The sequence below is a fragment of the Streptomyces sp. NPDC001796 genome, assembly GCF_042892355.1.
GTDB lineage: Bacteria > Actinomycetota > Actinomycetes > Streptomycetales > Streptomycetaceae > Streptomyces.
The window spans coordinates 503,731-528,746 of record NZ_JBIAUC010000002.1 but is presented as its reverse complement, the minus strand read 5'-3'; the positions used below and the strand labels follow the sequence as shown (position 1 = coordinate 528,746).

Annotated in this window: 26 protein-coding genes; 12 read left to right on the top strand and 14 right to left on the bottom strand. The window is 68.4% G+C overall.

What is annotated here, in order from left to right; all coding sequences use genetic code 11:
* Positions 1-70: 70 nt before the first annotated feature.
* The 3 genes from ACFYZE_RS05915 to ACFYZE_RS05905 form a co-directional block, all read right to left on the bottom strand.
* Complete coding sequence (locus ACFYZE_RS05915; protein WP_388989156.1) at positions 71-922, bottom strand: IclR family transcriptional regulator; 852 nt, start codon at positions 920-922, stop codon at positions 71-73.
* Positions 923-1,164: 242 nt separating this feature from the next.
* Positions 1,165-1,377: a DUF5326 family protein gene (locus ACFYZE_RS05910; RefSeq protein WP_103837259.1), complete on the bottom strand. Its 213-nt coding sequence runs from the start codon at positions 1,375-1,377 to the stop codon at positions 1,165-1,167.
* Between the two features lie 181 nt (positions 1,378-1,558).
* Positions 1,559-1,876 (bottom strand): cupin domain-containing protein, encoded by a 318-nt coding sequence (locus ACFYZE_RS05905; RefSeq protein ID WP_103837260.1) that lies wholly within the window; start codon positions 1,874-1,876, stop codon positions 1,559-1,561.
* Between the two features lie 59 nt (positions 1,877-1,935).
* Between ACFYZE_RS05905 and ACFYZE_RS05900 the strand changes: the two genes are divergently transcribed.
* The 6 genes from ACFYZE_RS05900 (at position 1,936) to ACFYZE_RS05875 (ending at position 6,769) form a co-directional block, all read left to right on the top strand.
* Positions 1,936-2,316 carry a phage holin family protein gene (locus ACFYZE_RS05900; RefSeq protein WP_366025253.1) on the top strand — a complete coding sequence of 127 codons (381 nt, stop codon included), beginning with the start codon at positions 1,936-1,938 and terminating at the stop codon, positions 2,314-2,316.
* Between the two features lie 9 nt (positions 2,317-2,325).
* Positions 2,326-2,817 carry a low molecular weight protein-tyrosine-phosphatase gene (locus tag ACFYZE_RS05895; RefSeq protein WP_388989151.1) on the top strand — a complete coding sequence of 164 codons (492 nt, stop codon included), beginning with the start codon at positions 2,326-2,328 and terminating at the stop codon, positions 2,815-2,817.
* Positions 2,814-3,968 carry a cystathionine gamma-lyase gene (locus tag ACFYZE_RS05890; RefSeq protein ID WP_388989148.1) on the top strand — a complete coding sequence of 385 codons (1,155 nt, stop codon included), beginning with the start codon at positions 2,814-2,816 and terminating at the stop codon, positions 3,966-3,968. Before ACFYZE_RS05895 ends, ACFYZE_RS05890 begins: the two co-directional genes overlap by 4 nt.
* Positions 3,969-4,228: 260 nt before the next feature.
* Positions 4,229-5,134: a LysR family transcriptional regulator gene (locus ACFYZE_RS05885; RefSeq protein WP_388989145.1), complete on the top strand. Its 906-nt coding sequence runs from the start codon at positions 4,229-4,231 to the stop codon at positions 5,132-5,134.
* A gap of 155 nt (positions 5,135-5,289) precedes the next feature.
* Positions 5,290-5,772, top strand: a complete 483-nt coding sequence (locus ACFYZE_RS05880; protein ID WP_388989142.1) for an NUDIX domain-containing protein — start codon at positions 5,290-5,292, stop codon at positions 5,770-5,772.
* Positions 5,773-5,902: 130 nt separating this feature from the next.
* Positions 5,903-6,769 (top strand): GNAT family N-acetyltransferase, encoded by an 867-nt coding sequence (locus ACFYZE_RS05875; protein ID WP_388989139.1) that lies wholly within the window; start codon positions 5,903-5,905, stop codon positions 6,767-6,769.
* Positions 6,770-6,834: 65 nt separating this feature from the next.
* Here ACFYZE_RS05875 and ACFYZE_RS05870 read toward each other — a convergent pair whose 3' ends face one another.
* The gene (locus ACFYZE_RS05870; RefSeq protein WP_388989136.1) at positions 6,835-8,043 is read right to left on the bottom strand and encodes an MFS transporter; all 1,209 of its coding nucleotides are present in this window, start codon (positions 8,041-8,043) and stop codon (positions 6,835-6,837) included.
* Between the two features lie 140 nt (positions 8,044-8,183).
* On the opposite strand from ACFYZE_RS05870, the gene ACFYZE_RS05865 reads away from it, so the two are divergent.
* Both ACFYZE_RS05865 and ACFYZE_RS05860 read left to right on the top strand, forming a co-directional pair.
* Entirely contained in the window at positions 8,184-8,642 is a 459-nt protein-coding gene (locus ACFYZE_RS05865; RefSeq protein ID WP_388989133.1) for a MarR family winged helix-turn-helix transcriptional regulator, read from the top strand.
* 53 nt (positions 8,643-8,695) lie between these two features.
* A complete protein-coding gene (locus ACFYZE_RS05860) occupies positions 8,696-9,148 on the top strand; it encodes a GNAT family N-acetyltransferase (RefSeq protein ID WP_388989130.1) in 453 nt (150 codons plus the stop codon).
* A 62-nt stretch (positions 9,149-9,210) separates the two neighbouring features.
* Here ACFYZE_RS05860 and ACFYZE_RS05855 read toward each other — a convergent pair whose 3' ends face one another.
* The 4 genes from ACFYZE_RS05855 to dnaB all read right to left on the bottom strand — a co-directional run bounded on the left by ACFYZE_RS05855 (position 9,211) and on the right by dnaB (position 13,954).
* The gene (locus ACFYZE_RS05855; protein WP_388989127.1) at positions 9,211-10,596 is read right to left on the bottom strand and encodes a serine hydrolase domain-containing protein; all 1,386 of its coding nucleotides are present in this window, start codon (positions 10,594-10,596) and stop codon (positions 9,211-9,213) included.
* Positions 10,597-10,778: 182 nt separating this feature from the next.
* Positions 10,779-11,561, bottom strand: coding sequence for an oxidoreductase (locus ACFYZE_RS05850; protein WP_388989124.1), 783 nt, complete (start codon positions 11,559-11,561; stop codon positions 10,779-10,781).
* Positions 11,562-11,638: 77 nt separating this feature from the next.
* On the bottom strand, positions 11,639-12,217 hold the full coding sequence (locus tag ACFYZE_RS05845) for a TetR/AcrR family transcriptional regulator (RefSeq protein ID WP_388989121.1): 579 nt from the start codon (positions 12,215-12,217) through the stop codon (positions 11,639-11,641).
* A 261-nt stretch (positions 12,218-12,478) separates the two neighbouring features.
* On the bottom strand, positions 12,479-13,954 hold the full coding sequence (gene dnaB / locus ACFYZE_RS05840; RefSeq protein WP_388989118.1) for a replicative DNA helicase: 1,476 nt from the start codon (positions 13,952-13,954) through the stop codon (positions 12,479-12,481).
* Positions 13,955-14,413: 459 nt separating this feature from the next.
* Here dnaB and ACFYZE_RS05835 point away from each other — a divergent pair, with 459 nt between their 5' ends.
* Complete coding sequence (locus tag ACFYZE_RS05835) at positions 14,414-15,751, top strand: MATE family efflux transporter (RefSeq protein WP_388989115.1); 1,338 nt, start codon at positions 14,414-14,416, stop codon at positions 15,749-15,751.
* 106 nt (positions 15,752-15,857) lie between these two features.
* Here ACFYZE_RS05835 and rplI read toward each other — a convergent pair whose 3' ends face one another.
* The 4 genes from rplI to rpsF form a co-directional block, all read right to left on the bottom strand.
* Positions 15,858-16,304: a 50S ribosomal protein L9 gene (gene rplI, locus ACFYZE_RS05830; protein WP_361245018.1), complete on the bottom strand. Its 447-nt coding sequence runs from the start codon at positions 16,302-16,304 to the stop codon at positions 15,858-15,860.
* A gap of 18 nt (positions 16,305-16,322) precedes the next feature.
* Positions 16,323-16,559, bottom strand: a complete 237-nt coding sequence (rpsR, locus tag ACFYZE_RS05825; RefSeq protein WP_003949403.1) for a 30S ribosomal protein S18 — start codon at positions 16,557-16,559, stop codon at positions 16,323-16,325.
* Between the two features lie 43 nt (positions 16,560-16,602).
* Positions 16,603-17,181: a single-stranded DNA-binding protein gene (locus ACFYZE_RS05820; RefSeq protein WP_388989111.1), complete on the bottom strand. Its 579-nt coding sequence runs from the start codon at positions 17,179-17,181 to the stop codon at positions 16,603-16,605.
* Positions 17,182-17,254: 73 nt separating this feature from the next.
* Positions 17,255-17,545 (bottom strand): 30S ribosomal protein S6, encoded by a 291-nt coding sequence (gene rpsF / locus ACFYZE_RS05815; protein ID WP_014673750.1) that lies wholly within the window; start codon positions 17,543-17,545, stop codon positions 17,255-17,257.
* Between the two features lie 276 nt (positions 17,546-17,821).
* Between rpsF and ACFYZE_RS05810 the strand changes: the two genes are divergently transcribed.
* The 3 genes from ACFYZE_RS05810 to ACFYZE_RS05800 all read left to right on the top strand — a co-directional run bounded on the left by ACFYZE_RS05810 (position 17,822) and on the right by ACFYZE_RS05800 (position 20,584).
* Positions 17,822-18,142 (top strand): hypothetical protein, encoded by a 321-nt coding sequence (locus tag ACFYZE_RS05810; protein ID WP_388989108.1) that lies wholly within the window; start codon positions 17,822-17,824, stop codon positions 18,140-18,142.
* A 159-nt stretch (positions 18,143-18,301) separates the two neighbouring features.
* Positions 18,302-19,420, top strand: coding sequence for a peptidoglycan bridge formation glycyltransferase FemX (gene femX / locus ACFYZE_RS05805; RefSeq protein ID WP_103837273.1), 1,119 nt, complete (start codon positions 18,302-18,304; stop codon positions 19,418-19,420).
* 132 nt (positions 19,421-19,552) lie between these two features.
* Positions 19,553-20,584 carry an alanine racemase gene (locus ACFYZE_RS05800; RefSeq protein WP_388989105.1) on the top strand — a complete coding sequence of 344 codons (1,032 nt, stop codon included), beginning with the start codon at positions 19,553-19,555 and terminating at the stop codon, positions 20,582-20,584.
* A gap of 81 nt (positions 20,585-20,665) precedes the next feature.
* On the opposite strand, the gene ACFYZE_RS05795 is transcribed toward ACFYZE_RS05800, so the two are convergent.
* Positions 20,666-22,174 (bottom strand): glycosyltransferase family 87 protein, encoded by a 1,509-nt coding sequence (locus tag ACFYZE_RS05795; RefSeq protein WP_388989102.1) that lies wholly within the window; start codon positions 22,172-22,174, stop codon positions 20,666-20,668.
* Positions 22,175-22,302: 128 nt separating this feature from the next.
* Complete coding sequence (locus tag ACFYZE_RS05790; protein ID WP_388989099.1) at positions 22,303-24,954, bottom strand: transglycosylase domain-containing protein; 2,652 nt, start codon at positions 24,952-24,954, stop codon at positions 22,303-22,305.
* Positions 24,955-25,016 lie beyond the last annotated feature (62 nt).

The window sequence follows — 25,016 nt, the reverse complement described above, 5'->3', positions numbered from 1 at the left end:
CCAGGAAACATCCCCTGACACCTGCTGGAAGTTTGCTGAACGTACATGGCAGATCACAAGGAGTGAGTTTTCAGATGCTGATAGAGAGGGCGAATGTCCCGAGCATCCGTCCGATCTCCTCCTGAAGCCGGCGTGCCGTCGGCAGCAGCCGATCGGCCTCACAGGACGGCAGGGAGATCGCCATCGTGGCGGCCGTCGACCCCACGGTCAGGGGAATCGCGGCACAGACGGTCCCGAGCGCGTACTCCTGACGCTCGATCACGGGTTCCGTGCGCTGCAGGCGCTCCAGTCGCCGGAGGAACACGCGCTCGTCATGGACGGTGTACGGCGTGATCGCCCGAACGGGGTAGCGGTCGAGGTGGTCTCGGCGGGCCTCGTCGTCGAGCTGGGACAGCAGGCACTGGCCGATCGCATGGGCGTACCCGGTCTCCCGGAAGTCGGCCCACTCCTCCACCGCCGGGTTGCCGGGGGTGTCGGCGACGCCCAGGACGTCGATCTCGCCCTCGCGATAGACCGCGTAGTAGACGGGGACACCGATGGAATCACGCCATTGTGCGAGCGCGTCGTCCACCATGCTGCGACGTTTCTGCTGGGCTGCGCGGGCGCTCAGCCGCTCGGCCGCCTCACCGAGGAAGAACAGGCCCTTCTCGCGGCGCAGATAGCCCTCGTGAGTCAGGGTGCGCAGCAGGTGGTAGGCCGTGGGGAGCGCCAGGCCGACCTCGCGGGCCAGTTGTTTGGCGGTGGCTCCGTACGGGCGTCCTGCGACGGCCTCGAGCAGACGCATCGCGCGCTGTACGGATCCGATGAGGGTGGTGGAGGTCGTTTGTGCGGGTGGGAGTCGGGGGTGTGCCTCCGCCGGTGAAGTCCGTCGCTGTGCGGGCGGAGCGGTTGAGTCTGCGGATGCGGTACCAACCGTGGCCAAAGATCACTCCCGGAGCGCGAGGGCGGCCTCCCGTGCGGGGACACGAGAGGGGGGTGCGCAGCGCGCGGGGGCTGCCGCGCGCGAGTTCCGGACTTTAACGGTCCGTCACCGGGATCCGACGGCGCCGCCGGGAAAACTTCCCTCCCCCGAGGGAACGTCCTGTTCCCTGTTACCGCTGAGCCCCCGCCCCCCAAGAGCGCCTCCCCGTGGAGCGTCCTTCGTCTTGGCGCGCCGCGGACGGCTCACCAGTCTCCGCGGGATGTGGAGCTCGACATGAACTTCCGTACGACGTAGATGAGTCCGCCGACCAGCGCGACGAAGAGCAGCACCTTGAAGAGCAGCCCGATCACGAAGCCGATGACGGACGCGATCACGCCGCCGAAGACGACCAGGGCGATGACCGGCACCGCGATCCACTTCACCCACCACGGCAAACCCGCGAAGATCTCTCGCATCGCCCTTGTCCTTGTCTCTCGGTGTCTGTGTGCGTCTTCGGGCCCGCGTCCCGTCCGGCGACGGCGCTTGCGGTTCCTCGATGTCCTGCCCTCGATGCTAGGGCCGCCGAGGGGAGCGCCGGGCGTCTCGCGTCCCTTGTCCTCCCCTGATTCCTCCCCTGAGGGAACCCCTAGACGCGCCTCAGCTCTCGGGCGGAGAGAACACCACCAGCACCCTCAGGTCCTCGGTGATGTGGTGGAACTTGTGGGGGACTCCGGCGGGCACGTAGACGACGCTGCCGCGCCCGACCTGGGTCGTCTCCATGCCGACGGTGATCGAGGCGCGTCCGCTGACGACGAAGTACACCTCGTCCTGCCGGTGCGGCTTCTGCGGGTCCAGGTCGCCCGCGTCGAGCGCGTACAGGCCGACCGACATGTTCCGCTCCCGCAGGAACTGCAGGTACGCCCCCTCGTTGGCGGCGCGCTCCGCCTCCAGTTCGTCCAGCCGGAAAGCCTTCATCGCCCTTGTCCGCCCTTGCTCGGTGCTCGCCTGTGATCCGGTCTGCCACGATCAGACACATGAAGAATTTCGTAGTCAAGACGATCGCCAACGCGGGGGCCCTCGCCGTCGCCGTCTGGCTCCTCGACAAGATCACCCTCACGGGTTCGAACACCGGCCGGAAGATAGGCACGCTCATCGTCGTGGCGCTGCTGTTCGGCCTGGTGAACTTCCTGGTCAAGCCGATCGTGAAGGTGCTGACCTTCCCGCTGTTCATCCTGACGCTGGGGCTGATCACCCTGGTCGTCAACGCACTGATGCTGCTGCTCACCTCGTGGCTGGCGGGCAAGCTGGACCTGAGCTTCCACGTCGAGGGCTTCTGGACCGCCGTCCTGGGCGGCCTGATCATCTCGATCGTCTCCTGGGCCCTGCACGTCGTGCTGCCCGACGACAAGGACTGAGTGAGCCGCATGACCTACCGCGTCTGTTTCGTCTGCACCGGCAACATCTGCCGTTCCCCGATGGCCGAGTCCGTCTTTCGCGCCCGCATCGAGGAGGCCGGTCTCGACGACCGGGTCGAGGTCGACAGCGCCGGCACGGGCGGCTGGCACGAGGGAGACGGCGCCGATCCGCGCACCGTGGCCGTCCTGGAGGACAACGGCTACGACAGCGATCATGTCGCACGGCAGTTCCAGCCCTCCTGGTTCTCCGGCCTGGATCTGGTGATCGCCCTGGACTCGGGGCACCTGAAGGCCCTGCGCCGCCTCGCGCCCACCCCCGAGGACGCGGGGAAGGTTCGGCTCCTGCGTTCCTACGACCCGGCCGCCGACGGCGATCTCGACGTACCGGACCCGTACTACGGGGGGCTGGACGGCTTCGAGGAGTGCCTTGAGATGGTGGAGGCGGCGAGCCTGGGTCTGCTCGCCGCTGTACGCGAGAAGGTGGAGGGACGGGCAGCATGAGTTCAGAGGATGCCGGCACGGCCGGCGCGGGATACGGCGACGGCACACGCGCGGTCCGCGCGGGACTGCCCGAGCCTGTCAAGCACGAGCCGACCCTGCCGGGTCCCGTCTTCGCCGCGCACTACCACCTGCCCGGCGAGCCGACCGGTCCATACACCTACGGCCGGGACGAGAACCCCACCTGGAGCCGTCTGGAGCGCGCCGTCGGCGAGCTGGAGGCACCCGGTGAGGACGGCGTGGAGACACTCACCTTCGCCTCCGGCATGGCCGCGATCTCGGCCGTCCTGTTCTCCCAGCTGCGTGCGGGCGACACGGTGGTGCTGCCCGCGGACGGCTACCAGGTGCTGCCGCTGGTGCGCGAGCAGCTCACGGCGTACGGCATCGAGGTGCGTACCGCGCCGACCGCCGGCGACGCCCAGCTCGGCGTCCTCGACGGCGCGAGGCTGCTGTGGATCGAGACCCCCTCGAACCCGGGACTGGACGTCTGCGACGTGCGACGGCTCGTCGAGGCGGCCCACGCGCAGGGCACCCTCGTCGCCGTGGACAACACCCTCGCGACCCCGCTCGGTCAGCGGCCCCTGGAGCTGGGCGCCGACTTCTCCGTGGCCAGCGGCACCAAGATGCTCACCGGGCACGGCGACCTGCTGCTCGGATACGTGGCCTCCCGGAACGCCGGGCTGATGACCTCAGTACGGCGCTGGCGCAAGATCGCCGGCGCGATCCCGGGTCCCATGGAGGCCTGGCTGGCGCACCGGTCGCTCGCCACTCTCCACCTGCGCGCCGACCGGCAGACGGCCAACGCGCTCGCCGTCGCAGAGGTGCTGCGCGGCCGGCCCGAGGTGACCGGGCTGCGGTATCCCGGCCTGCCCGACGACCCGTCCCACAAGGTCGCCGCGCAGCAGATGCGGCGCTTCGGGTGTGTGGTGTCGTTCGCGTTGCCCACACGCGCGCGTGCCGAGCGTTTTCTGGACGCGCTGCGGCTCGTCGACGACGCGACGAGCTTCGGAGGGGTGCGGTCCACCGCCGAGCGGCGTGGACGCTGGGGCGGTGACGCAGTGCCGGAAGGCTTCATCCGGCTGTCGGTCGGCGCCGAGGATCCCGAGGACCTGGTGACCGATGTGCTCCGTGCGCTGGAGGAGTCGGCCCACTGACCACCTGGCCGGCCACCGGGCACCACCTGGGCTACGCACGTTGGGGGAGCCGGTCCACCGGCCGAGAATGCCCATCTACGTACGACGGACGGTCCGAGCCTCCCCCCTCATGGCTCGGACCGCCCCGGTTCCGCGCGCGAAGAACCGCGCGAACTAGGCTAGTTGACTCCCTGTCAGTGTCCAATCACAGTAGCGACAGCGACCTATCGACTTATTTATAGTTGGGCGGGTCCGAGGGTGCGGGGAGCGGAGGGAGCACCATGGATCTGGCCCTGCTGCGCACCTTCGTGACCGTCCACCGGGCCGGCTCGTTCACCCGCGCCGCGGCGCTGCTCGGCCTCTCGCAGCCGGCGGTCACCTCCCAGATCCGCACGCTGGAACGGCAGCTGGGCCGCCCCCTGTTCCTGCGACAGGCCCGCGGGGTGACGCCCACGACCATCGGCGACGAACTCGCGCACAAGGCCGCGCCCCATCTCGACGCCCTGGTGGAGATCGCCGAGACCGGGCTGGACGAGCAGATGTCGCTGCGCACGCTGCATCTCGCCGGGCCCCCGGAGTTCACCGCAGAGCGCGCCCTGCCCGCGCTGGCGGAGCTGACCGGCGACGACGGCAGGGGGCTGGCCCTGCGCGTCTCCTTCGGGACCGTGGACGAGACGCTGGAAGGGCTCGCCGCGGGGCTCCACGATCTGGCCATCACCACGACCAGGCCGCGTGGCGCGCTGCTCACGGCGACTCCGCTGTGCGACGAGGAGCATGTCCTGGTCGCCGCGCCGCGCTGGGCGTCCCGCATCGGACCCGGCAGGCTGCGCCGCAAGGGCGCCTACGCGCTGGAGAACTTTCCGGTGGTCGAGGTGCACGAGTCGCTGCCCTTCGTCTCCCGCTACTGGGCCTCCGTCTTCGACTCCCGCCCGGCCGCCGCCGGCACGGTCATCGTCCCCGATCTGCGCGCCGTGCTCGGCTGCACCGCCAACGGTGCCGGGCTCGCCGTGCTGCCGCGCTATCTGTGCGCCTCCGCACTGGAGCGAGGTGAGGTGGTGGCCCTGCACGAACCCACGGTTCCCCCACTGCGGACCTACTTCCTCGTGGTTCGGACCGGCACACTTGCCATGCCGCCCATAGCCCGGGCCCATGAGCGGCTGCTGCGGGCTGCGGCCGACTGGGGTTGATCGACTACCGCTCGTGACGAAGATGCGGGCGACGGTGACCTGGCCCGGTGACGGCTGTGACACCCGCGGCGACGTCGCCCGGTGTTCACCTGGGATGGGGTGCGATGTGAGGCGGGCGATGTTTCACGTGGAACATGCTGGGCCACATTTCTCCCATGACCGTTCGCCCCGTGGTCAAGCGCACCGCCCGCGCCATCCTGCTGGATGGTGACGATCTGATCCTGATCAAACGAACCAAGCCCGGTGTGGATCCCTACTGGGTCACTCCGGGTGGCGGGGTCGAGCCGTCCGACACGACCGTCATCGACGCGCTGCACAGAGAAGTCGACGAGGAACTCGGTGCCAAGATCACCGATGTCGTGCCCTGCTTCGTGGACACGGTGGAGCACATCGGAGACTGCGGCGGCCCGACCGGCGTGAAGGTCCAGCACTTCTTCGTTTGCCGTTTGGAGTCGATGGACGAGCGCCTTCGGCACGGTCCCGAGGTTGAGGAGCCGGCCGGGGAGTACGAGGTCGTGCGGGTGCCGTTCACCCGCGTAGGCATCGCCTCGGTCCATCTCGTTCCGCTGTCGCTGCGGCACTACCTGGACGGGAACATCGAGGGCATACGGGCCATGCACGCGCCGGACCTCGGCTGAAGCCGGGGCCGACGTTTCACGTGAAACGTCTGGTGCTGCGCTGTGCGGTCGGACAGACATGGCCAAAAGCATGTGTGTTACACCTCAAACCGGTGGACGCCGGTGGCCCATGTCAGACAGCCTGACCAGCGTGTCGACACCTGCCCTCGCCGCTCTGCCCATCCGCCGCCTGACCCCCCGCGACCTCCGTGCCTGCGCCGACTTGTCCGAGGACCGGGGCTGGCCCCGCGAGGAACACAAGTGGGGCCTGCTCCTGGCTGCCGGGAAGGGATACGGCATCGACGATCCCGAGGGTGGTCTGGTCACCGCGTGTGTCGTCACCGAGTACGGGTCCAGCTACCGTCCCGATCTGTGCGCCATCGGCATGGTGCTCGTCGCCGAGCGGCACGCCCGCCAGGGCATCGGTCGCCGGCTGATGCGGCATGTGGTCGCGGAATCGGGCACCGCCCCGCTCACGCTGTACGCGACCCCGTACGGCCGTCCCCTCTACGAGGAGCTCGGCTTCAAGGTCATCGGCGGTTCCGAGATGGTGCGTGGGCACTTCACGGCCGGTGGACCGTCCCCCGCCGTCTCCACCCGTCCGGCCACCGGGGAGGACCTCGCCACCCTCGTCCGGCTCGACGAGGAGGTGTTCGGCGCAGACCGTACGCACATGATCACACGGTTGCCCGCCTTCGCCGACCAGTTGCGGGTCGCCGAGGAGAAAGGGCGGATCATCGGGTACGCGGCTGCTTGGCCCAACATGGACACCCATGTCGTGGGTCCGCTCATCGCCCGTGACACGGAGACGGCGAAGGCACTCGTCGCCTCCCTGGCCGCGTACACCGACCGCCCGCTGCGCACGGATGTCGATGTACGGCACGAGGAACTGCTGACCTGGTTGAAGGAGCGGGGTCTCGCCTCGGCGGGCGTCAACGAAGTCATGACGTACGCCATCCCGGACCTGCCCGGCGACTGGGCCCGGCGTTTCGCCCCCCTGACGGTGGCGGCGGGCTGAGCAGAGGCGCACGGCGCGACGCGTGCCGCCGGCGCCGGGGGCACGCGTCGCGTTCGCAGAGCCACTCAGTGGCGCACTGCGGTGCGCCGTTCGCTGGGCGCGGCGCCCGCCACGACCGGGCTCGATGCCGTCTCCCGGCGCTCCAGCGTGGCCGAGAGGAACGCCAGCACCAGGGCGGACACCGCGAGGACGGCGCCGACCCAGTTGGGGGCGGTGTAGCCGAGTCCGGCGGCGATGACCAGGCCGCCGAGCCAGGCCGACAGGGCGTTGCCGAGGTTGAAGGCACCGATGTTCGCGGCCGAGGCAAGGGTAGGAGCGCCGTGCGCGTGGTCCAGCACCCGCTTCTGCAGGGGCGGCACGGTCGCGAACCCGAGGGCGCCGATCAGCACGATCGTGACGGCGGCGAGCGTCTTGGTGTGCGCGGTGACGGTGAACAGCGCGAGCACGAGGGCGAGACCGCCCAGTGACACGTACAGCATCGGCATCAGGGCACGGTCCGCGTACTTGCCGCCGATGAGGTTCCCGCCGACCATGCCGAGGCCGAAGAGAACGAGCAGCCAGGTGACCGAGCTGTCGGCGAAGCCGGTGACATGCGTCATCATCGGCGCGATATAGGTGATGGCCGCGAACACACCGCCGAAGCCGAGGACGGTCATCGCCATCGCGAGCAGCACCTGGGCGTTCTTGAAGGCGGCCAGCTCATGGCGCAGATGCACGCCCTCGGGCCTCGGCATCTCGGGCACGAGCTTCGCGACCCCCAGCAGCCCGACCACACCGAGCGCGGCGACCAGCGTGAAGGTGACCCGCCAGCCGGCGGACTGTCCGACGAGTGTGCCGAGAGGGACGCCGACGACGTTGGCGATGGTCAGACCGCTGAACATCATGGAGATGGCGCCGGCCTTCTTCTCCGGTGCGACCAGATCGGCGGCGACCACCGAGCCGATGCCGAAGAACGCGCCGTGGGCCAGTGAGGCCACCACCCGGCCCACCAGCATCAGTCCGAAGACCGGGGCGACGGCGGACAGCAGGTTGCCCACGATGAACAGGCCCATCAGGAGCATCAGCATCCGCTTTCGGGGGACCTTGGTACCGAGCGCCGTCATGATCGGAGCGCCGAACATCACTCCCAGGGCATAGCCGGTCACCAGGAGCCCGGCGGTAGGGATCGAGACGCCGAAATCGCTCGCGACCTCGGGCAGCACACCCATGATCACGAACTCTGTGGTTCCGATCCCGAAGGCTCCGATGGCCAGGGCCAGAAGCGCGAGGGGCATGGGGGGACACCTTCCCAATGTTTGTGTGAGCGTCTTGCGTGCCTCGACAATAATTGCAGACGCGCTATATATGCAAACGCGGTCTATTGCCGGCGTGCTCTACCCTGGTGGTGAGCTGCTCCGGGATGGAGGACAACGCCATGTCAGCGACGGACCCCACGCTCACCGCCCTCGCCCAGGGCTGGTGCGCCCTCTCCCTGCTGCACGGAAGGATCGAGGCCCACCTCGAACGCGCGCTCCAGGCCAAACACGGGCTGAGCGTGCGGGAGTACTCCTTGCTGGACGTACTCAGCCGTCAACACGACGGCGAGGGGGGACATCTCCAGATGAAGCAGGTCGCCGACGCGGTGGTCCTCAGCCAGAGCGCCACGACCCGGCTGGTGACCAGACTCGAGGACCGCGGCCTGCTCTCGCGGTATCTCTGCCCCACCGACCGTCGCGGCATCTACACCAACGTCACCGAGGCCGGCCTCAAGCTCCTGGAAGAGGCCCGGCCCACCAACAACGCCGCCCTCCGAGAAGCCCTCGCCGAGGCGGCGAAGAAGCCGGAACTGGCACCGCTCGTCCGCGTCGTCGAGTCCTTGGACGTGCCGGCCTAGGACCATCCGCTCCCGGCCACTCAGCGTGGTCGAAGCGGCCCTAGGGTGCAGGTATGGGAGAACTCGACATACGGCCCGCCGTCGCGGGCGACGTCCCCGCGATCGTCGCCATGCTCGCCGACGACCCACTCGGCGCCCAGCGTGAATCACCGGAGGACCTGACGCCCTACCTGAACGCCCTCAAGCGGGTGAGCAGCGACCCGAACCAGCACCTCATGGTCGCCGTACGCGACGGCCGGGTGGTGGGCACCCTCCAGCTCACCATCATTCCCGGCCTCTCCCGCGTGGGCGCCACCCGCTCAATCATCGAGGCCGTCCGCATCCATGCCGACGAACGCGGCGGTGGCCTGGGAACGCAACTCATCGAATGGGCGATCGACGAATCCAGGCGCCACGACTGCCAGTTGGTCCAGCTGACCTCCGACGCCACCCGCACCGACGCCCACCGCTTCTATGAACGCCTCGGCTTCCAGGCGTCGCACGTGGGCTTCAAGCGGCAGCTCTGACATCGCTCACCGGTGAGGGCCTGTTTCACGTGAAACAGGCCCTTCCTGCCCATCACCGGGACCTACCGGATCCCCCTCCACCCGTCCTGGTCCACACCGCCGGGCACGGGAGTCCCCTCCTCGTACGGCTGACGCGTGAACACGAACGACCCGAGGTCCAGATGGCTCACCGATCCGTCCGGCCGCCGTACCGCCTTCAGAACCTCCCCCGCGTAGTAGCCGTCCAGTCCCGTCCAGGTGCCGTCCCCGTTGGGCCGCAGACGCGCTCGCCGACCCGTACCGGACAACGGCTCCAGCGAGATACTCCCATCGGCCGTCAGCCGCAGGACGAACCCCTGCGTGCCCCAGTACCACTGCCCCACCAGCTCCAGCACCGACCGGTCCACATCGGGCAGCGGCCGCCACGGCTCGGGGATCCGCGGCTCGGCCTCCGCCACGATCGCCACGAGGTCGGCGGCAAGGGAGGAGACAGCCGGTCCCGACGTACAGTTGGCCAGCACGACGGCCGCCACGTCATCCTCCACGCTCAGCGTGAGATCGGCCAGGAACCCGGGCAGGGAACCGGAATGCCCGATCAGGAGACGGCTGTCCCGGCGCTGAAGCCGCAACCCGAGACCGTACGCGGAACCCGCGACCACATCCGACGCCTCGGGCGGCGCGGCAGGCGTCCGCATCTCCCGTACGGACTCCGCACTCAGCACTCGCTCGTCACCCTGCGCCAGGAAAACAGCGAAACGAGCCAAGTCGCCGGTGGTCGACCACAGTTGACCGGCCGGAGCCATCCGTCCGAGATCCTCGGCAGGCTCCGGCAGCATCACATCCGCCCACGGATGAACTGCCCACCCGCCCGCATGCGGTGCCTGCGGCCGGCCGCCGGTCCGGTGCAGTCCCAGCGGCTCCAGCACCTCACGCCGCAGAACGTCCTCCCACGGCGCCCCGCGCACCTCCTCGACCAGCGCGCCCAGGAGCGTGTAGCCGGGGTTGGAGTAGTGGAACCTGCGTCCGACCGGGTGCCGCAAGGGATGCTCGCCCAGCACGTCCGCCAGCTCGGGCCGCAGCGTTCCCGGCGTCCGTTCCCACCACGGCCCAGGCGACTCCGCCGCGAGACCACCGGTATGCGCCAACAGATCGGCGATGGTCGCCTCCCCCACCCCTGTGCCGGGCAGATGCTTCTCCAGCGGATCGCCCAGATCCAGAACCCCCTCGTCACGCAGCCGCAGCACGAGAACCGCTGTGAACGTCTTGGTGATGGACCCGATCCGGTACTGCACGTTCGCGTCCGGGGCATGGCCGTTCACGCAGGATCGCGCACCGTGCCACACCGTCCGCCCGCCCCGGACAACGGCCGCCACCAGTGACGGCGCCCGCCCCTCGGCCTGCGCGACGGCGATCCGGTGCAGCAGGGCTCGGCGCGTTGTGGGAAGCAGCTCTTCCTGAGATTGCGTCATGGCTCCAGTCCACCCGGCGCGGCATCCCGCGTCGAGCCCATTTCCCAGGTGCCACCATGCGTCGTCTCAATGCGTCAGCGCCGACCTGGTGCCTGGGCGGGTACTGGTCTCCGGTCCTTCGGCCGCGCGTCACCAAAGTTGCGGGCTTCGATGCGGGCGGGTCTCGCCGGGGCTCCCCCGATTCAGACCGTCTTGACCGTGCCACCGTCGATGACGTAGTCCGCGCCGGTGATGTTGCCGGCGACGTCAGAGAGAAGGAACGCGATCAAGGCCGCAACTTCTTCGGGTTCGGTGATCCGACCAGTAGTGATGTCGAAGGCTTCCGGGATCTGCTGGAGGAATGCGGTGTGCTCTGCTCCGGCTCCGGCCGCCACCTTGCCGCCGAAGCCGTCAGGGTCCTCCCAGATGGAGGTGCGGACAACTCCGGGGGAGACGGTGTTCACCCGCACTCCCTGGGGTCCGAATTCCTCGGCCAGGGACTTCCCCAACGCGGCGAGGGCTGCCTTGGCCGCGCTGTAGGCGACAGGGCCGGCGGCGGGCAGTCGCGAGTTGATGGACGAGACGTTGACGATCGATCCGCGGCGTTCGATCAGGCTGGGAAGGGCCGCGCGGGTGGCACGGACGGCGCTGAGCAGGTTGAGGTCGAAGACGCGGGTCCACTGGGTGTCGTCGGTGTCGAGGAAGCCGACGGGTTCCACGTCGTCCCCGGCACCGACGTTGTTCACCAGCAGGTCGATACCACCGAGTTCGTCGAGGGCGCTGTCCATCAGGGCGGCGACGCCGTCGGCGGTGCTCAGGTCGGCTGACACCGCGTGCGCGCCGGTTTCCTTCAGCTCGGGCGTGATCGTGCGGGCGGCGCCGACGACGCGGACGCCTTCGGCGGTCAGGGACCGGACGGTGGCAAGTCCGATGCCCCGGCTGGCGCCGGTGACGACGGCTGTCTTGGAAGTCAGGTTGAGGTTCACGACACTCCAGTTCTTGAACTATAAGTACAAAATGCGGGTAGCAGGCACTCCCTACGGAGCGAGTACCGCGGTTCGGATCAGAGGGAATCGACCGTCGCGTCGATCACCCGGACGAGTCGGTCAGGACTTTCGGCGACGCGCGCCATGAGCCGCAAGCCCACGACCGTGTTCAGCAGCAGACTCCCCAGGGCTGCGGAATCGCGGTCGGGTGCGATCTCTCCCGAACGCTGCCCTTCCTCGATCAGCGCGCGGAAGGCATCCTCAGTCCGGGCGAACATGCGCTGGACGAGTTCGGTTGCCGCCACATCTGTTGTGGCGAGTTCCGCCGCCGCGTTCACGGCCATACAGCCCCGACGATCCGGGTCGGCGAGGTCCGTCTCGGCGAGAAACTCCAGCGTTTTGCGCAGGCGCGCCTTGACCGGACCGGGCTCCTCGAGCATCTCGACCAGAGTGACGGCCTGGCTGTCGCGATAGCGGCGCAGCGCCCGCTCGAACAAGGCGTGCTTGCTGCCGAAGGTGTTGTAGAGGCTTCCCTTGCCGATGCCGAGCGCGTCGACGAGGTCCTGCGGGGTGGTTCCGGCATATCCCTTCCGCCAGAACACGTCCATGGCCCGCTCGACGGCGACATCCGGATCGAACTGCTTGGGCCTTCCCATGGCCAGAACACTAACATCATTCTTGACCTTGAAGTCAAGAACTGGGGTTTCGTAGCCGTCGGACGGCTGCGCCGACCAATGCGCCGAACTGCGTTGGCTGACTCGGCGGTGGTGGACCAGCGGCGCAGCAACGCGGCGGCCTCACGGCCGGCGTGCGTCGCCAGGTCGAAGGCGACGAGGGGGCCGCGGGCCTGGAGAGGGCATCGGTGATCATCGGAGATGAGATGTGCCGCGAAAGCTGAGACCCTCCAGGACGACGGATCAGGTCTGTGCCATGTCCACGAACCGGGAGTAGTGGCCCTGGAAGGCGACCGTGATCGTCGCGGTGGGGCCGTTACGGTGCTTGCCGACGATGATGTCCGCCTCGCCCGCGCGCGGCGACTCCTTCTCGTAGGCGTCCTCACGGTGCAGCAGGATCACCATGTCGGCGTCCTGCTCGATCGAACCCGACTCACGCAGGTCGGACACCATGGGCTTCTTGTCCGTCCGCTGCTCCGGACCACGGTTCAGCTGCGACAGCGCGATCACCGGCAGCTCCAGCTCCTTGGCCAGCAGCTTCAGGTTTCGCGACATCTCGGAGACCTCCTGCTGCCGGCTCTCGGAGCGCTTGGAACCGGACTGCATCAGCTGCAGATAGTCGATGACGACCAGTTTCAGATCATTGCGCTGCTTCAGACGACGGCACTTCGCCCGGATCTCCATCATCGACAGGTTCGGCGAGTCGTCGATGTAGAGGGGGGCGGCCGAGACGTCCGGCATACGACGCGCCAGCCTGGTCCAGTCCTCGTCCGTCATCGTGCCCGACCGCATGTGGTGCAGCGCCACCCGGGCCTCCGCGGACAGCAGACGCATCGCGATCTCGTTGCGGCCCATCTCGAGCGAGAAGATCACGCTGGGCAGGTTGTGCTTGATGGCAGCCGCTCGGGCGAAGTCCAGAGCCAGCGTCGACTTACCCATCGCGGGACGCGCGGCGATGATGATCATCTGGCCCGGGTGCAGACCGTTGGTGAGCTGGTCCAGATCGGTGAAGCCGGTCGGCACACCGGTCATCTCCCCCGACCGTGAGCCGATCGCCTCGATCTCGTCGAGCGCCCCCTCCATGATCTCGCTCAGCGGCAGATAGTCCTCCGCCGTGCGCTGCTCGGTCACCGCGAAGATCTCGGCCTGAGCGCTGTTGACGATCTCGTCGATGTCGCCGTCCGCCGCGTACCCCATCTGCGTGATGCGCGTACCGGCCTCCACCAGGCGCCGCAGTACCGCCCGCTCGTGCACGATCTGCGCGTAGTACTCGGCGTTCGCCGCGGTCGGCACGGTCTGCACCAGCGTGTGCAGGTACGAGGCACCGCCGACCTTGGTGATCTCACCGCGCTTGGTCAGCTCCGCCGCGACCGTGATGGGGTCGGCCGGCTCACCCTTCGCGTACAGGTCGAGGATCGCCTGGTAGATCGTTTCGTGTGCCGGCCGGTAGAAGTCATGGCCCTTGAGGATCTCCACGACGTCCGCGATCGCGTCCTTGGACAGGAGCATGCCTCCGAGGACGGACTGCTCGGCGTCCAGGTCCTGCGGCGGCACCCGCTCGAAGGCGGAGCCACCCCCGTCCCACGTGCCGCTGTCCGGTCCCCTGTCGTGCTGCTCGTCACGGCCCCGGCCGCCCTCGCCGCGTCGGCGGGAGGCGGGGACACGATCGCCGGGGCCGCTGTCGGCCCACTGATCGTCCAAGGGCTCGGAAATGCTCACCGGGCCGCCTCCTCCCGTCCGCCGCGCGGACCTCGCCGTGCACCCCAGTTCTAGGGCACGACACTGACAAAGCGAGAAGCCCAGCTCCGGTTCAGACGCGTCGGCTGGGCGCGTTGTCCGAGGACGGAGAGGGAGTGGGCGCCGGACCACGTTAGGCCCCTGGGCACCGTCAGCCAATCTGGTTATCCACAGGCCATGTGGACGAGACGCCCAACGTTGTGGACAACTCCGCGAAACCTGTGCACGACACGGTGGACAGCTCTGTGAACAAGCCCTCAGCTGATTCGCAAGAACCCATCTGACCTGGGGATTTCCCGTCCACTGCTTGTGCAGAAGAAAAACTTCCCCAGTCGGATCAAGATCGCTGCTGGCCGTGGACGGCACGCCGGGACACAGCGTCTACCGTAAGGGACATAACCCCATTGCAGCTCTTACCTGTGGACGATTAGATTGGTGGGCATGACACAGGCTCCCGCGACACCCCGCGCCCTTGGACGCCGGCACGACCGGGAGATCGTCGCACTGGCCGTTCCGGCCTTCGGCGCACTCATCGCGGAGCCCCTCTTCGTGATGGCCGACAGCGCGATCGTCGGCCATCTCGGCACCGCGCAGCTGGCCGGCCTCGGCGTCGCCTCGGCACTTCTCACCACCGCCGTCAGCATCTTCGTGTTTCTCGCCTACGCCACCACGGCTGCGGTCGCGCGCCGTGTCGGTGCGGGCGATCTACGATCCGCCATCCGGCAGGGCATGGACGGCATCTGGCTGGCACTGCTGCTGGGGGCGGCCGTCATCGCCGTCGTACTGCCCACGGCGCCCGGCATCGTGACCCTCTTCGGCGCCTCGCCGACCGCGGCTCCGTATGCGACGACGTATCTGCGGATCTCGGCACTCGGCATCCCCGCGATGCTGGTCGTACTGGCCGCCACCGGCGTCCTGCGCGGACTGCAGAACACGAGGACACCGCTGTACGTGGCGGTCGCGGGCTTCATGGCGAACGCCGCCCTCAACGCGGGACTCGTCTACGGCACGGGCCTGGGCATCGCCGGATCCGCGTGGGGCACCGTCGCAGCACAGTGCGGGATGGCGGCCGCATACGTGTACGTCGTCGTCCGCGGCGCCCGTCGGCACGGCGCCTCGCTACGGCCGGACGCGGCCGGGATACGCGCCTGCGCGCAGGCGGGGGCACCGCTGTTGATCCGTACGCTCTCGCTGCGGGCGATCCTCATGATCGCAACGGCCGTCGCCGCGCGGCTCGGGGACGCCGACATCGCCGCGCACCAGATCATCCTGTCCCTGTGGAGCCTGCTCGCGTTCGCTCTGGACGCGATCGCCATCACAGGGCAGGCCATCATCGGACGCTATCTCGGGGCGGACGACGCGTGGGGCGCCCGCGCAGCATGCCGCCGCATGGTGCAGTGGGGCATCGTCGCCGGCCTCGTGCTCGGACTGCTCGTGCTCGTGGCCCGGCCGCTGTTCCTCCCACTGTTCACGAGTGACTCAGCGGTGAAGGACACGGCCCTGCCCGCCTTGCTGATGGTGGCACTGTCCCAGCCCGTATGCGGGATCGTCTTCGTTCTGGACGGAGTCCTGATGGGTGCCGGCGACGGGGCGTATCTGGCCTGGGCGATGGTCGTCACCCTGGCCGTCTTCGCACCGGTGGCCCTGCTCGTCCCCACGCTCGGCGGCGGACTCACCGCCCTCTGGGCGGCTATGACACTGATGATGACGATCCGCATGCTGACCCTGTGGCTGCGCGCCCGCTCCGGTCGATGGATCGTGACGGGCGCGACGCGCTGACCGTTTCACGTGAAACATGGACCGGTGACGACTGCCGCCAGCTGAAAGGGGCCGCACCCGGGAGGGGTGCGGCCCCTTTCAGAGCTGCTCAAGCCGAGTGCGACGATCAGGCCGCGACGACCTCGATGTTGACCTTGGCGGCCACCTCGGGGTGCAGACGCACGGACGTCTCGTGGGCGCCCAGCGTCTTGATCGGCGCACCGAGCTCGATGCGACGCTTGTCGACCTCGGGGCCACCGGAGGCCTTGATCGCCGAGGCGATGTCGGCCGGGGTGACGGAACCGAAGAGACGGCCGGAGTCGCCGGAGCGGACGGCCAGGCGGACCTTCACGCCCTCGAGCTGGGCCTTGACCTGGTTGGCCTGCTCGATGGTCTGGATCTCGTGGATCTTGCGAGCACGACGGATCTGCTCGACGTCCTTCTCGCCACCCTTGGTCCAGCGGATCGCGAAATTCCGCGGGATCAGGTAGTTGCGGGCGTACCCGTCCTTGACGTCGACGACGTCGCCCGCGGCGCCGAGGCCGGAGACCTCGTGGGTGAGGATGATCTTCATGAGTCGGTCACCCTTCCTTTAGCGCGCGGTGGACGTGTAGGGCAGCAGCGCCATCTCACGGCTGTTCTTGACGGCCGTGGCGACGTCACGCTGGTGCTGCGTGCAGTTGCCGGTCACGCGACGGGCACGGATCTTGCCGCGGTCGGAAATGAACTTCCGCAGCATGTTCGTGTCCTTGTAGTCCACGTACGTGACCTTGTCCTTGCAGAATGCGCAGACCTTCTTCTTCGGCTTGCGCACAGGCGGCTTCGCCATGGTGTTTCTCCTGTGTGATCAAGAAGTTTGGGGTACGGCCCGCCTAGAAGGGGGGCTCGTCCGAGTAGCCGCCACCGCCGCCGGAGCCACCGCCCCAGCCGCCGCCCTGGCCGCCTCCGCCCTGGCCGCCGGCGGGAGCGCCGGTCGCCCACGGGTCGTCGGCCGGAGCACCGCCCTGACCGCCGCCGGGGCCGCCGCCCCAACCGCCGCCCTGGCCCTGGCCACCACCGCCGCCGTAACCGCCCTGGCCACCGCGGCCGGCGGTCTTGGTGACCTTGGCCGTGGCGTTGCGCAGGCTGGCGCCGACCTCGTCGACGTCGAGCTCGTAGACCGTGCGCTTGACGCCCTCACGGTCCTCGTAGGACCGCTGCTTCAGTCGGCCCTGCACGATGACGCGCATGCCTCGCTGAAGCGACTCGGCGACGTTCTCCGCCGCCTGGCGCCAGACCGAGCAGGTCAGGAAGAGGCTCTCGCCGTCCTTCCACTCGTTGGTCTGACGGTCGAAGGTGCGGGGAGTGGACGCGATGCGGAACTTCGCGACCGCCGCACCGGACGGGGTGAAGCGCAGCTCGGGGTCATCGACAAGGTTGCCGACGACCGTGATGACGGTCTCGCCTGCCATGGGGGAACCTCTCGGCGGGTTTGCTGCTGGCTGCTGGTGCTACTCGAATCCCGGGATCAACCGAGCGCGAGGCTCAGTGGGTCTCGGGGCGGAGGACCTTGGTCCGGAGGACCGACTCGTTCAGGTTCATCTGGCGGTCGAGCTCCTTGACGACCGCAGGCTCGGCCTGCAGGTCGATGACCGAGTAGATGCCCTCGGGCTTCTTCTTGATCTCGTAGGCGAGACGACGACGACCCCAGGTGTCGACCTTCTCGACCTTTCCTCCACCGTCACGGACGACGGAAAGGAAGTTCTCGATCAGCGGGGAGACAGCACGCTCCTCGAGATCGGGGTCGAGGATGACCATCACCTCGTAGTGACGCATGTGGAACCCACCTCCTTCGGACTCAGCGGCCACGGTCGTTCCGTGGCAGGAGGGTTGTGATGCGTACGCAACCGTGCCTGTCAGTAAATCAGCCGCCACTGACAATCAGAGGCCGGTCGACGGTTGACCAGGCTGTGCCTGGGCAGACACGGGTGCAGACGGTACAGAGTACCCGCACACGTGCTTCCGGTTGAAATCCGGCCCCGGAGGCCGTCAATCTGTACACATCGGGTGTGTATGGCGCTACGATGCGCCGCCTTCCGCAGGAGGTGCCCCATGGCACAGGTATTGCGACCCAACACCACCGGTTCCCTGTTCGCCACGGACGGCAAGGCCCATCCCGTCCAGGACACCCTGCTCGCGGTGACCCTGGTGCTCGGTGTCACGGCCTTCGTGACGGCGCTGGTGTCCAAGGACCTGCATCTGATCAGCTCCTGGACCGGCCTGGTGGGGATCTTCACCGGCGCCTACGGGCAGTACATCTCCGTGACGACCCGAGAGCGCTTCGGCCTGATCCTGGGGCTCGGTGCCTCGGCCGTCGGCTTCTTCCTGGGCATGGCCCACGGCGGTCTCTTCGGCGGGGTCGTCGGCCACTGACCGTCGAGCCGCGGTGCCGTCGGCGGGTCCGTGAGGCGACCCGCCGGACGCACAGGTTGCGTAGGGCCAGTCGGGGCGCTCGCGGGGCGCAGTAGGCTTCGGCGCGAGAGCCGGAGCCCCTGTACCCATGGGGACACACCAGCCCGAGGAGCGCCCCGAATGAGCCTGACCCTGAGGACGATCAGTCGCGAGCAGCATCTGGCGTACATCCAGAGCCTGCCGGCGGCGAGCCACATGCAGGTCCCGGCCTGGGCAGACGTCAAGGCGGAGTGGCGCTCCGAGAACCTCGGCTGGTTCGACAAGAGTGGCGAACTGGTTGGCGTCGGTCTGGTGTTGTACCGGCAGCTGCCCAAGATCAAGCGCTACCTGGCGTATCTCCCCGAGGGTCCGGTGATCAACTGGTTCGCGCCGAACCTGGAGGACTGGATCCAGCCGATGCTGGCGCACCTGAAGCAACAGGGCGCCTTCTCGGTGAAGATGGGCCCGCCGGTGATCATTCGACGGTGGAACGCGGAGACCATCAAGAAGGGCATCCAGGACCCGGACGTCAAGCGGCTGCGTGACCTGGAGGCCGACTTCATCGAGCCGCGCGCGTTCGAAGTCTCCGACAAGCTGCGCCGGATGGGCTGGCAGCAGGGCGAGGACGGCGGTGCCGGCTTCGGCGACGTGCAGCCGCGGTACGTCTTCCAGGTGCCGCTCGCCAACCGGTCCCTGGAAGAGGTCCACAAGAACTTCAACCAGTTGTGGCGCCGCAACATCAAGAAGGCCGAGAAGGCGGGCGTCGAGGTGGTCCAGGGCGGCTACCACGACCTCGAGGAGTGGCAGCGCCTGTACGAGATCACCGCGGTGCGCGACCACTTCCGGCCCCGCCCGTTGTCGTACTTCCAGCGCATGTGGACGGCCCTCAACAGCGAGGACCCCAACCGTATGCGGCTGTACTTCGCGCGGCACAACGGTGTGAACCTGTCGGCGGCGACCATGCTGATCGTCGGCGGTCATGTCTGGTACTCCTACGGAGCCTCCGACAACATCGGCCGTGAGGTGCGGCCTTCGAACGCGATGCAGTGGCGGATGCTGCGCGACGCCTACGCGCTCGGTGCCACCGTCTACGACCTGCGCGGCATCTCGGACTCGCTGGACGAGACCGACCACCTCTTCGGCCTGATCCAGTTCAAGGTGGGCACGGGCGGGCAGGCCGCCGAGTATCTCGGTGAGTGGGACTTCCCGCTCAACAAGCTGCTCCACAAGGCGCTCGACATCTACATGTCGCGCCGCTGAGGCCGGAGCCCCGCGCCGGGCCGCCCGAGCCGCCCGAGCGGCCCGGCCAGCCCGTCGGTCCGGCGGATCCGTCACAATTCCCTCTCAGACCTCTGACACACGGCAGCCACGAGAAAGGTTCCGGGACCGGCCATGGCGCTCACGCTCTACGTCGACACCGCGCGCTGGCGGGCACACCACAAGCACGTGCAGGAGCAGTTCCCGGGGCTGGTCCCCGTCTGCAAGGGCAACGGCTACGGGTTCGGCCACGAGCGGCTGGCGGAGGAGGCCACCCGCCTGGGCGCGGACATGCTCGCCGTGGGCACGACGTACGAGGCGGCCCGGATCAAGGACTGGTTCGGTGGCGACCTGCTGGTGCTGACGCCGTTCCGGCGGGGCGAGGAGCCCGTGCCGCTGCCGGACCGCGTCATCCGCTCGGTGTCGTCCGTGGACGGCGTGTACGGGCTCGTGGGCGCCCGGGTGGTCATCGAGGTGATGTCCTCGATGAAGCGCCACGGGGTCAGCGAGCAGGACCTGCCGCAGCTGCACGCGGCCATAGAGAACGTGCGCCTGGAAGGCTTCGCCATCCACCTGCCGCTGGACCGTACCGACGGCTCCGACGCAGTGGAGGAGGTCATCGGCTGGATGGACCGACTGCGCGCGGCCCGGCTGCCGCTGCACACGATGTTCGTGAGCCACCTCAAGGCCGATGAGCTGGTCCGGCTGCAGCAGCAGTTCCCGCAGACCCGCTTCCGCGCCCGCATCGGCACCCGGCTGTGGCTCGGGGACCACGAGGCCACCGAGTACCGCGGGGCGGTCCTGGACGTGACGCGTGTGGCCAAGGGCGACCGCTTCGGCTACCGGCAGCAGAAGGCGGCCTCCGACGGCTTCCTGGTCGTCGTGGCGGGCGGGACGTCGCACGGAGTGGGTCTGGAGGCCCCCAAGGCCATGCACGGCGTGATGCCGCGCGCCAAGGGAGTGGCCCGGGCCGGCCTCGCGACGGTGAACCGTAACCTGTCGCCGTTCGTCTGGGCGGGCAAGCAGCGCTGGTTCGCCGAGCCGCCGCACATGCAGGTCTCGATCCTGTTCATCCCGGCGGACGCCACAGAGCCGAAGGTGGGCGATGAACTGGTGGCCCATCTGAGGCACACGACCACGCAGTTCGACCGGCTCGTCGACCGCTGAGCACAGAGCCGGGAGCACGACGAAGGCCGTACACGTAGCTCGTGTACGGCCTTGTCAGCGACGGCCTGGCGCGGTTTTCGCTCAGCGCGACCCGTCGTCAGCCGGTTGCGCGCCGGGGCTCCCCCACTCCACCTGCGGCCCCTCGAAGTGTGCCGCGTGCCGCGGAGGATGAGCGGCGGCTCCGAGCGCGAAGACGTCCGGCGCACCGTCCAGTACGCCGCCGGACGGGTCGTCGTCGCCGGCCCGGCGCACCACGTCCCGTTCCGGCAGGAAGATGTCGCGTACGACGACGGCGCACAGGTAGAGCGTCCCCAGCAGGTGGACCGCGATGGCGAGCTGGTACCCGTCCGTCGGCAGGCCCTTGTGGGCGTCTCCACTGGTCGTGTACGCGAGGTACATCCAGATCCCCAGGAAGTACGCGACCTCGCAGGCCTGCCAGATCAGGAAGTCCCGCCAGCGCGGCCGGGCGAGTGCGGCGAGGGGGACCAGCCACAGCACGTACTGCGGCGAGTAGACCTTGTTGGTGAGGATGAACGCGGCGACGATCAGGAAGGCGAGCTGCGCGAAGCGCGGGCGGCGCGGAGCGGTCAGCGTCATCGCGGTGATGCCGACACAGGCGAGCACCATCGTGATCATCGCGTAGGTGTTGGCGGTGTCCGCGGTGATGTCGATGTTGAACCAGCGTGAGACGAACAGGAAGACGGACCCGAAGTCCACCCCGCGCTCCTGGCTGAAGCGGTAGAACTTGGACCAGCCCTCGGGGGCGAGCCACATCACCGGCAGGTTGACCACGAGCCACGCGCCGACGGCGCCCAGGACGGCCGTCCCGTACTCCCGCCACCTGCCCGCCCGCCAGCACAGCACGAGGAGCGGTCCGAGCACCAGGAACGGGTAGAACTTGGCGGCCGTGGCGAGCCCCACGAGGACACCGAAGGCAAGGGGCCGGCCACGTGACCACATCAGCATCGCGGCGGCCAGCAGGGCCACGGCGAGCAGGTCCCAGTTGATCGTCGCGGTCAGCGCGAAGGCGGGCGCGAGGGCGACGAGAAGGCCGTCCCAGGGGCGCCTGCGGTGGATGCGGGCGGTGCACACGGCGATGACCACCGCACACACCATGAGCATTCCGGCGTTGACCATCCAGTAGGCCTGCTCTCGGGCCTGGATGCCGCCGCCGCTCGGAGTCATCCAGGAGGCGACCTCCATGAACACACCGGTGAGCACCGGGTACTCGAGGTAGTCCATGTCGCCCGGGAGCTTGTCGAAGTAGGGCACGAGCCCGTCGGCGAAGCCGCGTCCCTGGTAGAGGTGCGGGATGTCCGAGTAGCAGGCGTGCGTGTACTGCGAGCTGGCGCCGAAGAACCAGCCGCTGTCGTAGCAGGGCAGCTTCTGGACCATGCCGAGGGCGAACATGCCGATCGCGACGAGCGCCACGATCCGCACGGGCGTCCACCAGGACGTCCCGACCAGGGAGCGCCGTCCGACGGGCCCGCCGATCAGCTCGCTGCCGGCCGCGGCGACCTCGTCTTCCCTGGTCGGCCGCACCACATCCGGCTGGGGCACGCTCACGCGCGTCGTCTCTGCACTGGGCATGAGGCTCATCCTGCCGTATGCAGCCAGGAAAACGCTGAGGGCCGCCCCACCCGGTTGGTGTGACGGCCCTCTTCGAGCGATGTTTCACGTGAAACGGACTGTTTCACGTGAAACACGGTCGGTGACGACTACCCGTTCGGCCCCGCGAAGATCCCTCCGTTGCCGTTGCCCCGGGTGTTTCCGTTGCCGGTCGACTCTGTCGGCGAAGAGGTCACTCCGCCCGTACCGCCCGCGTCGGTGCCACCTGGGCCGGTTCCACCGTTCCCGTTGCCGCCTCCGTTGCAGGGGCTGTTGCCCCAGAAGCCGCAGGTGTCGCTCGGCGAGGGCGAGGGCGAGATCCTCGACGGGCTCGGCGACGCGCTCGGCGTCGGGCTCTGGGTGACGCTCTGGGTGGGCGTGGGGGTCACGCTCGGGCTGGGAGTGTCGTTGACGACCGTGCCGATGGGCTCGGGCGTCGGGAACGACTTCGCGGGTTGCCCCTTGAGCGCCTGGTCCATGTAGTCGTGCCAGATCTCGGCCGGGAACGAGGCACCGTGGATCTTCTTCTGCGCGCCCGTTCCATACATCTCCAGGAACGTGCGGTTCTTGTTGGACTCGTTGTCGTCCATGCGGAACATGCTGATCGCGGTGGACAGCTGCGGGGTGTACCCGACGAACCAGGCTGACTTGTTGCCGTCCGTCGTACCGGTCTTGCCCGCCACATCGCGTCCCGGCAGCTTCGCCGCGGTACCGGTGCCCTTGTCGACCACGGTCTTCAGGACGTCCGTGACGTTGTCGGCGACCTTCGCGGTGAACGCGTCCTTGGCCTGCTTGCGGTGTTCGAAGACCGGGCCGTCCTTGCTCTTGACGTATTCGACCGAGTAGGGGTCGTTCTGCTTGCCGCTGGCCGCGAAGGTGGCGTAGGCGCCGGCCATGCGGATCGCGCTCGGGGAGGAGGTGCCGATGGAGAACGAGGGATAGTTCGAACTGGCGAGGCTGCCCTCCAGGATGCCGGCGTCCAGGGCGGTCTGCTTCACCTTGTCGAGGCCGACGTCCATGCCCAGCTGCACATAGGCGGTGTTCACCGAGAACTGCATCGCCTCACGCAGGTCGATCTTGTAGGAGGGCGGCTCGCCCACCGACTCGTCGCCGTCGTTCGTCTGCAGCCACTCCTGGCCCTTCTCGTTCTTCCAGACGTTCCCGTTGTACTCCTTGATCTTCAGCTTGTTCTTGCCGCTGTAGAAACTCTTCGGTGAGACGACGGTGCGCTCGTCCTGGGCCTGCTCCGGTCCGAGGTCGGGGTTGCGGACGCCCCACTTCATCGCCGCAGCCAGCACGAACGGCTTGAACGTCGACCCCACCTGTGCACCGGTCGAGTCGGCGTTGTTGGTGAAGTGCTTGGTCGCGTCCTCACCACCGTAGATCGCCTTGATCGCACCGGTGCCCGGATCCACGGAAGCCCCGCCGAACTGGACGAATTTATCCGTGTTCGGGCGCAGGTTGGGTTTGATGTTGGCCTTCTGGACGTTCTTGACCGCGGCCTCGAGTTCGTCGACCTTCTTCTTCTCGAAGGTCGTGTGGATCTGGTACCCGCCCTGCTGCAGCTTCTCCTGGGTGATGTGGGTCGTGCTGCTGTGGGTGACCAGGTAGCTGTTGGCCAGGTCGACGAGGTAACCGATCTGGCCGCTCAGCCGGGTGTTCGACCTCGGGTTCTGGACCTGCGGAAGCGTCGTGTACTTGGCGCGCTCCGCGGCGCTCAGGTGCCCGTACTGGACCATCTTGTTGAGGGTGTCCTGCATCTGCAGGGTGGCACGCTTCTGGTTTGCCTGGGGGGTGGCGTTCTTCGGGTCGATGGACGTGGCGCCTGCCGGGTCGTAGTACGTGGCGCCCTTGAGCATCGCCGCCAGGAAGGCGCACTCGCCGGGGTTCAGCTCGATGGCGGACTTGTTGAAGTACGCGTGCGCGGCGGCCTCGATCCCGTAGGCGTTCCGCCCGTAGTACGCGGAGTTCAGGTAGCCGGCCAGGATGTCGTCCTTCTTGACGGTGGCCCCCACCTTGATCGCGATGAAGATCTCCTTGAACTTCCTGGAGATCGTCTGTGACTGGTCGTCCAGCCTCGCGTTCTTCACATACTGCTGGGTGATGGTGGAGCCGCCCTGGGTCTGACCGCCCGTGGCCATGTTGAAGACGGCCCGGGCGATGCCCTTCGGGTCGACGCCGCTGTCGGTGTAGAAGGTCTTGTTCTCCTGGGAGATGACGGCGTACTGCATCGCCTTGGGGATCTGCGACAGGTTGACGATCTGCCGGTTGGTCTCACCACCCGTGGCGACCATCTGGCTGCCGTCGGCCCAGTAGTAGACGTTGTTCTGGGACTGCGCGGTCTTGGCGACGTCCGGCACGCTCACCATCGCGTACCCGACGCCCGCCACCGCCACCAGGCTCCCTATGAACCCGATGAACAGTCCCGCGACCAGCTTCCAGGAGGGCAGCCAGCGCGCGACGCCGTACTTGCCCGCGCGCGGGTAGTCGATGAAGCGTTTCCTGGCGGGGGCAGCCCCCCTGCCACGGCCCGCGCCGTCGGCCGCTCTGCGTCGGCTGCCCGCGTTTCTCTGGGCCGCCCGGCGGGCCTCGGCTCGGCCACCGTACGGGCGCTCCTCACCTCCCGCTCCATAGGGGGCGGACGGAGACCCGGTGGCGCCTCGCGGTGCCGCGCGGCGGCCGGGGGACGCCGACTGGCCGCGTCGGGTCGCGGCACGTCCGCCTCCCTGCGGCTGCGGCGGTTTGCGACGGTGCTCGCTCATCGAACGGTTACTCCTCGGGCAGGCGCACCCTTGCGCGCCTGGAAACGGCGGCTGGTTTCCGG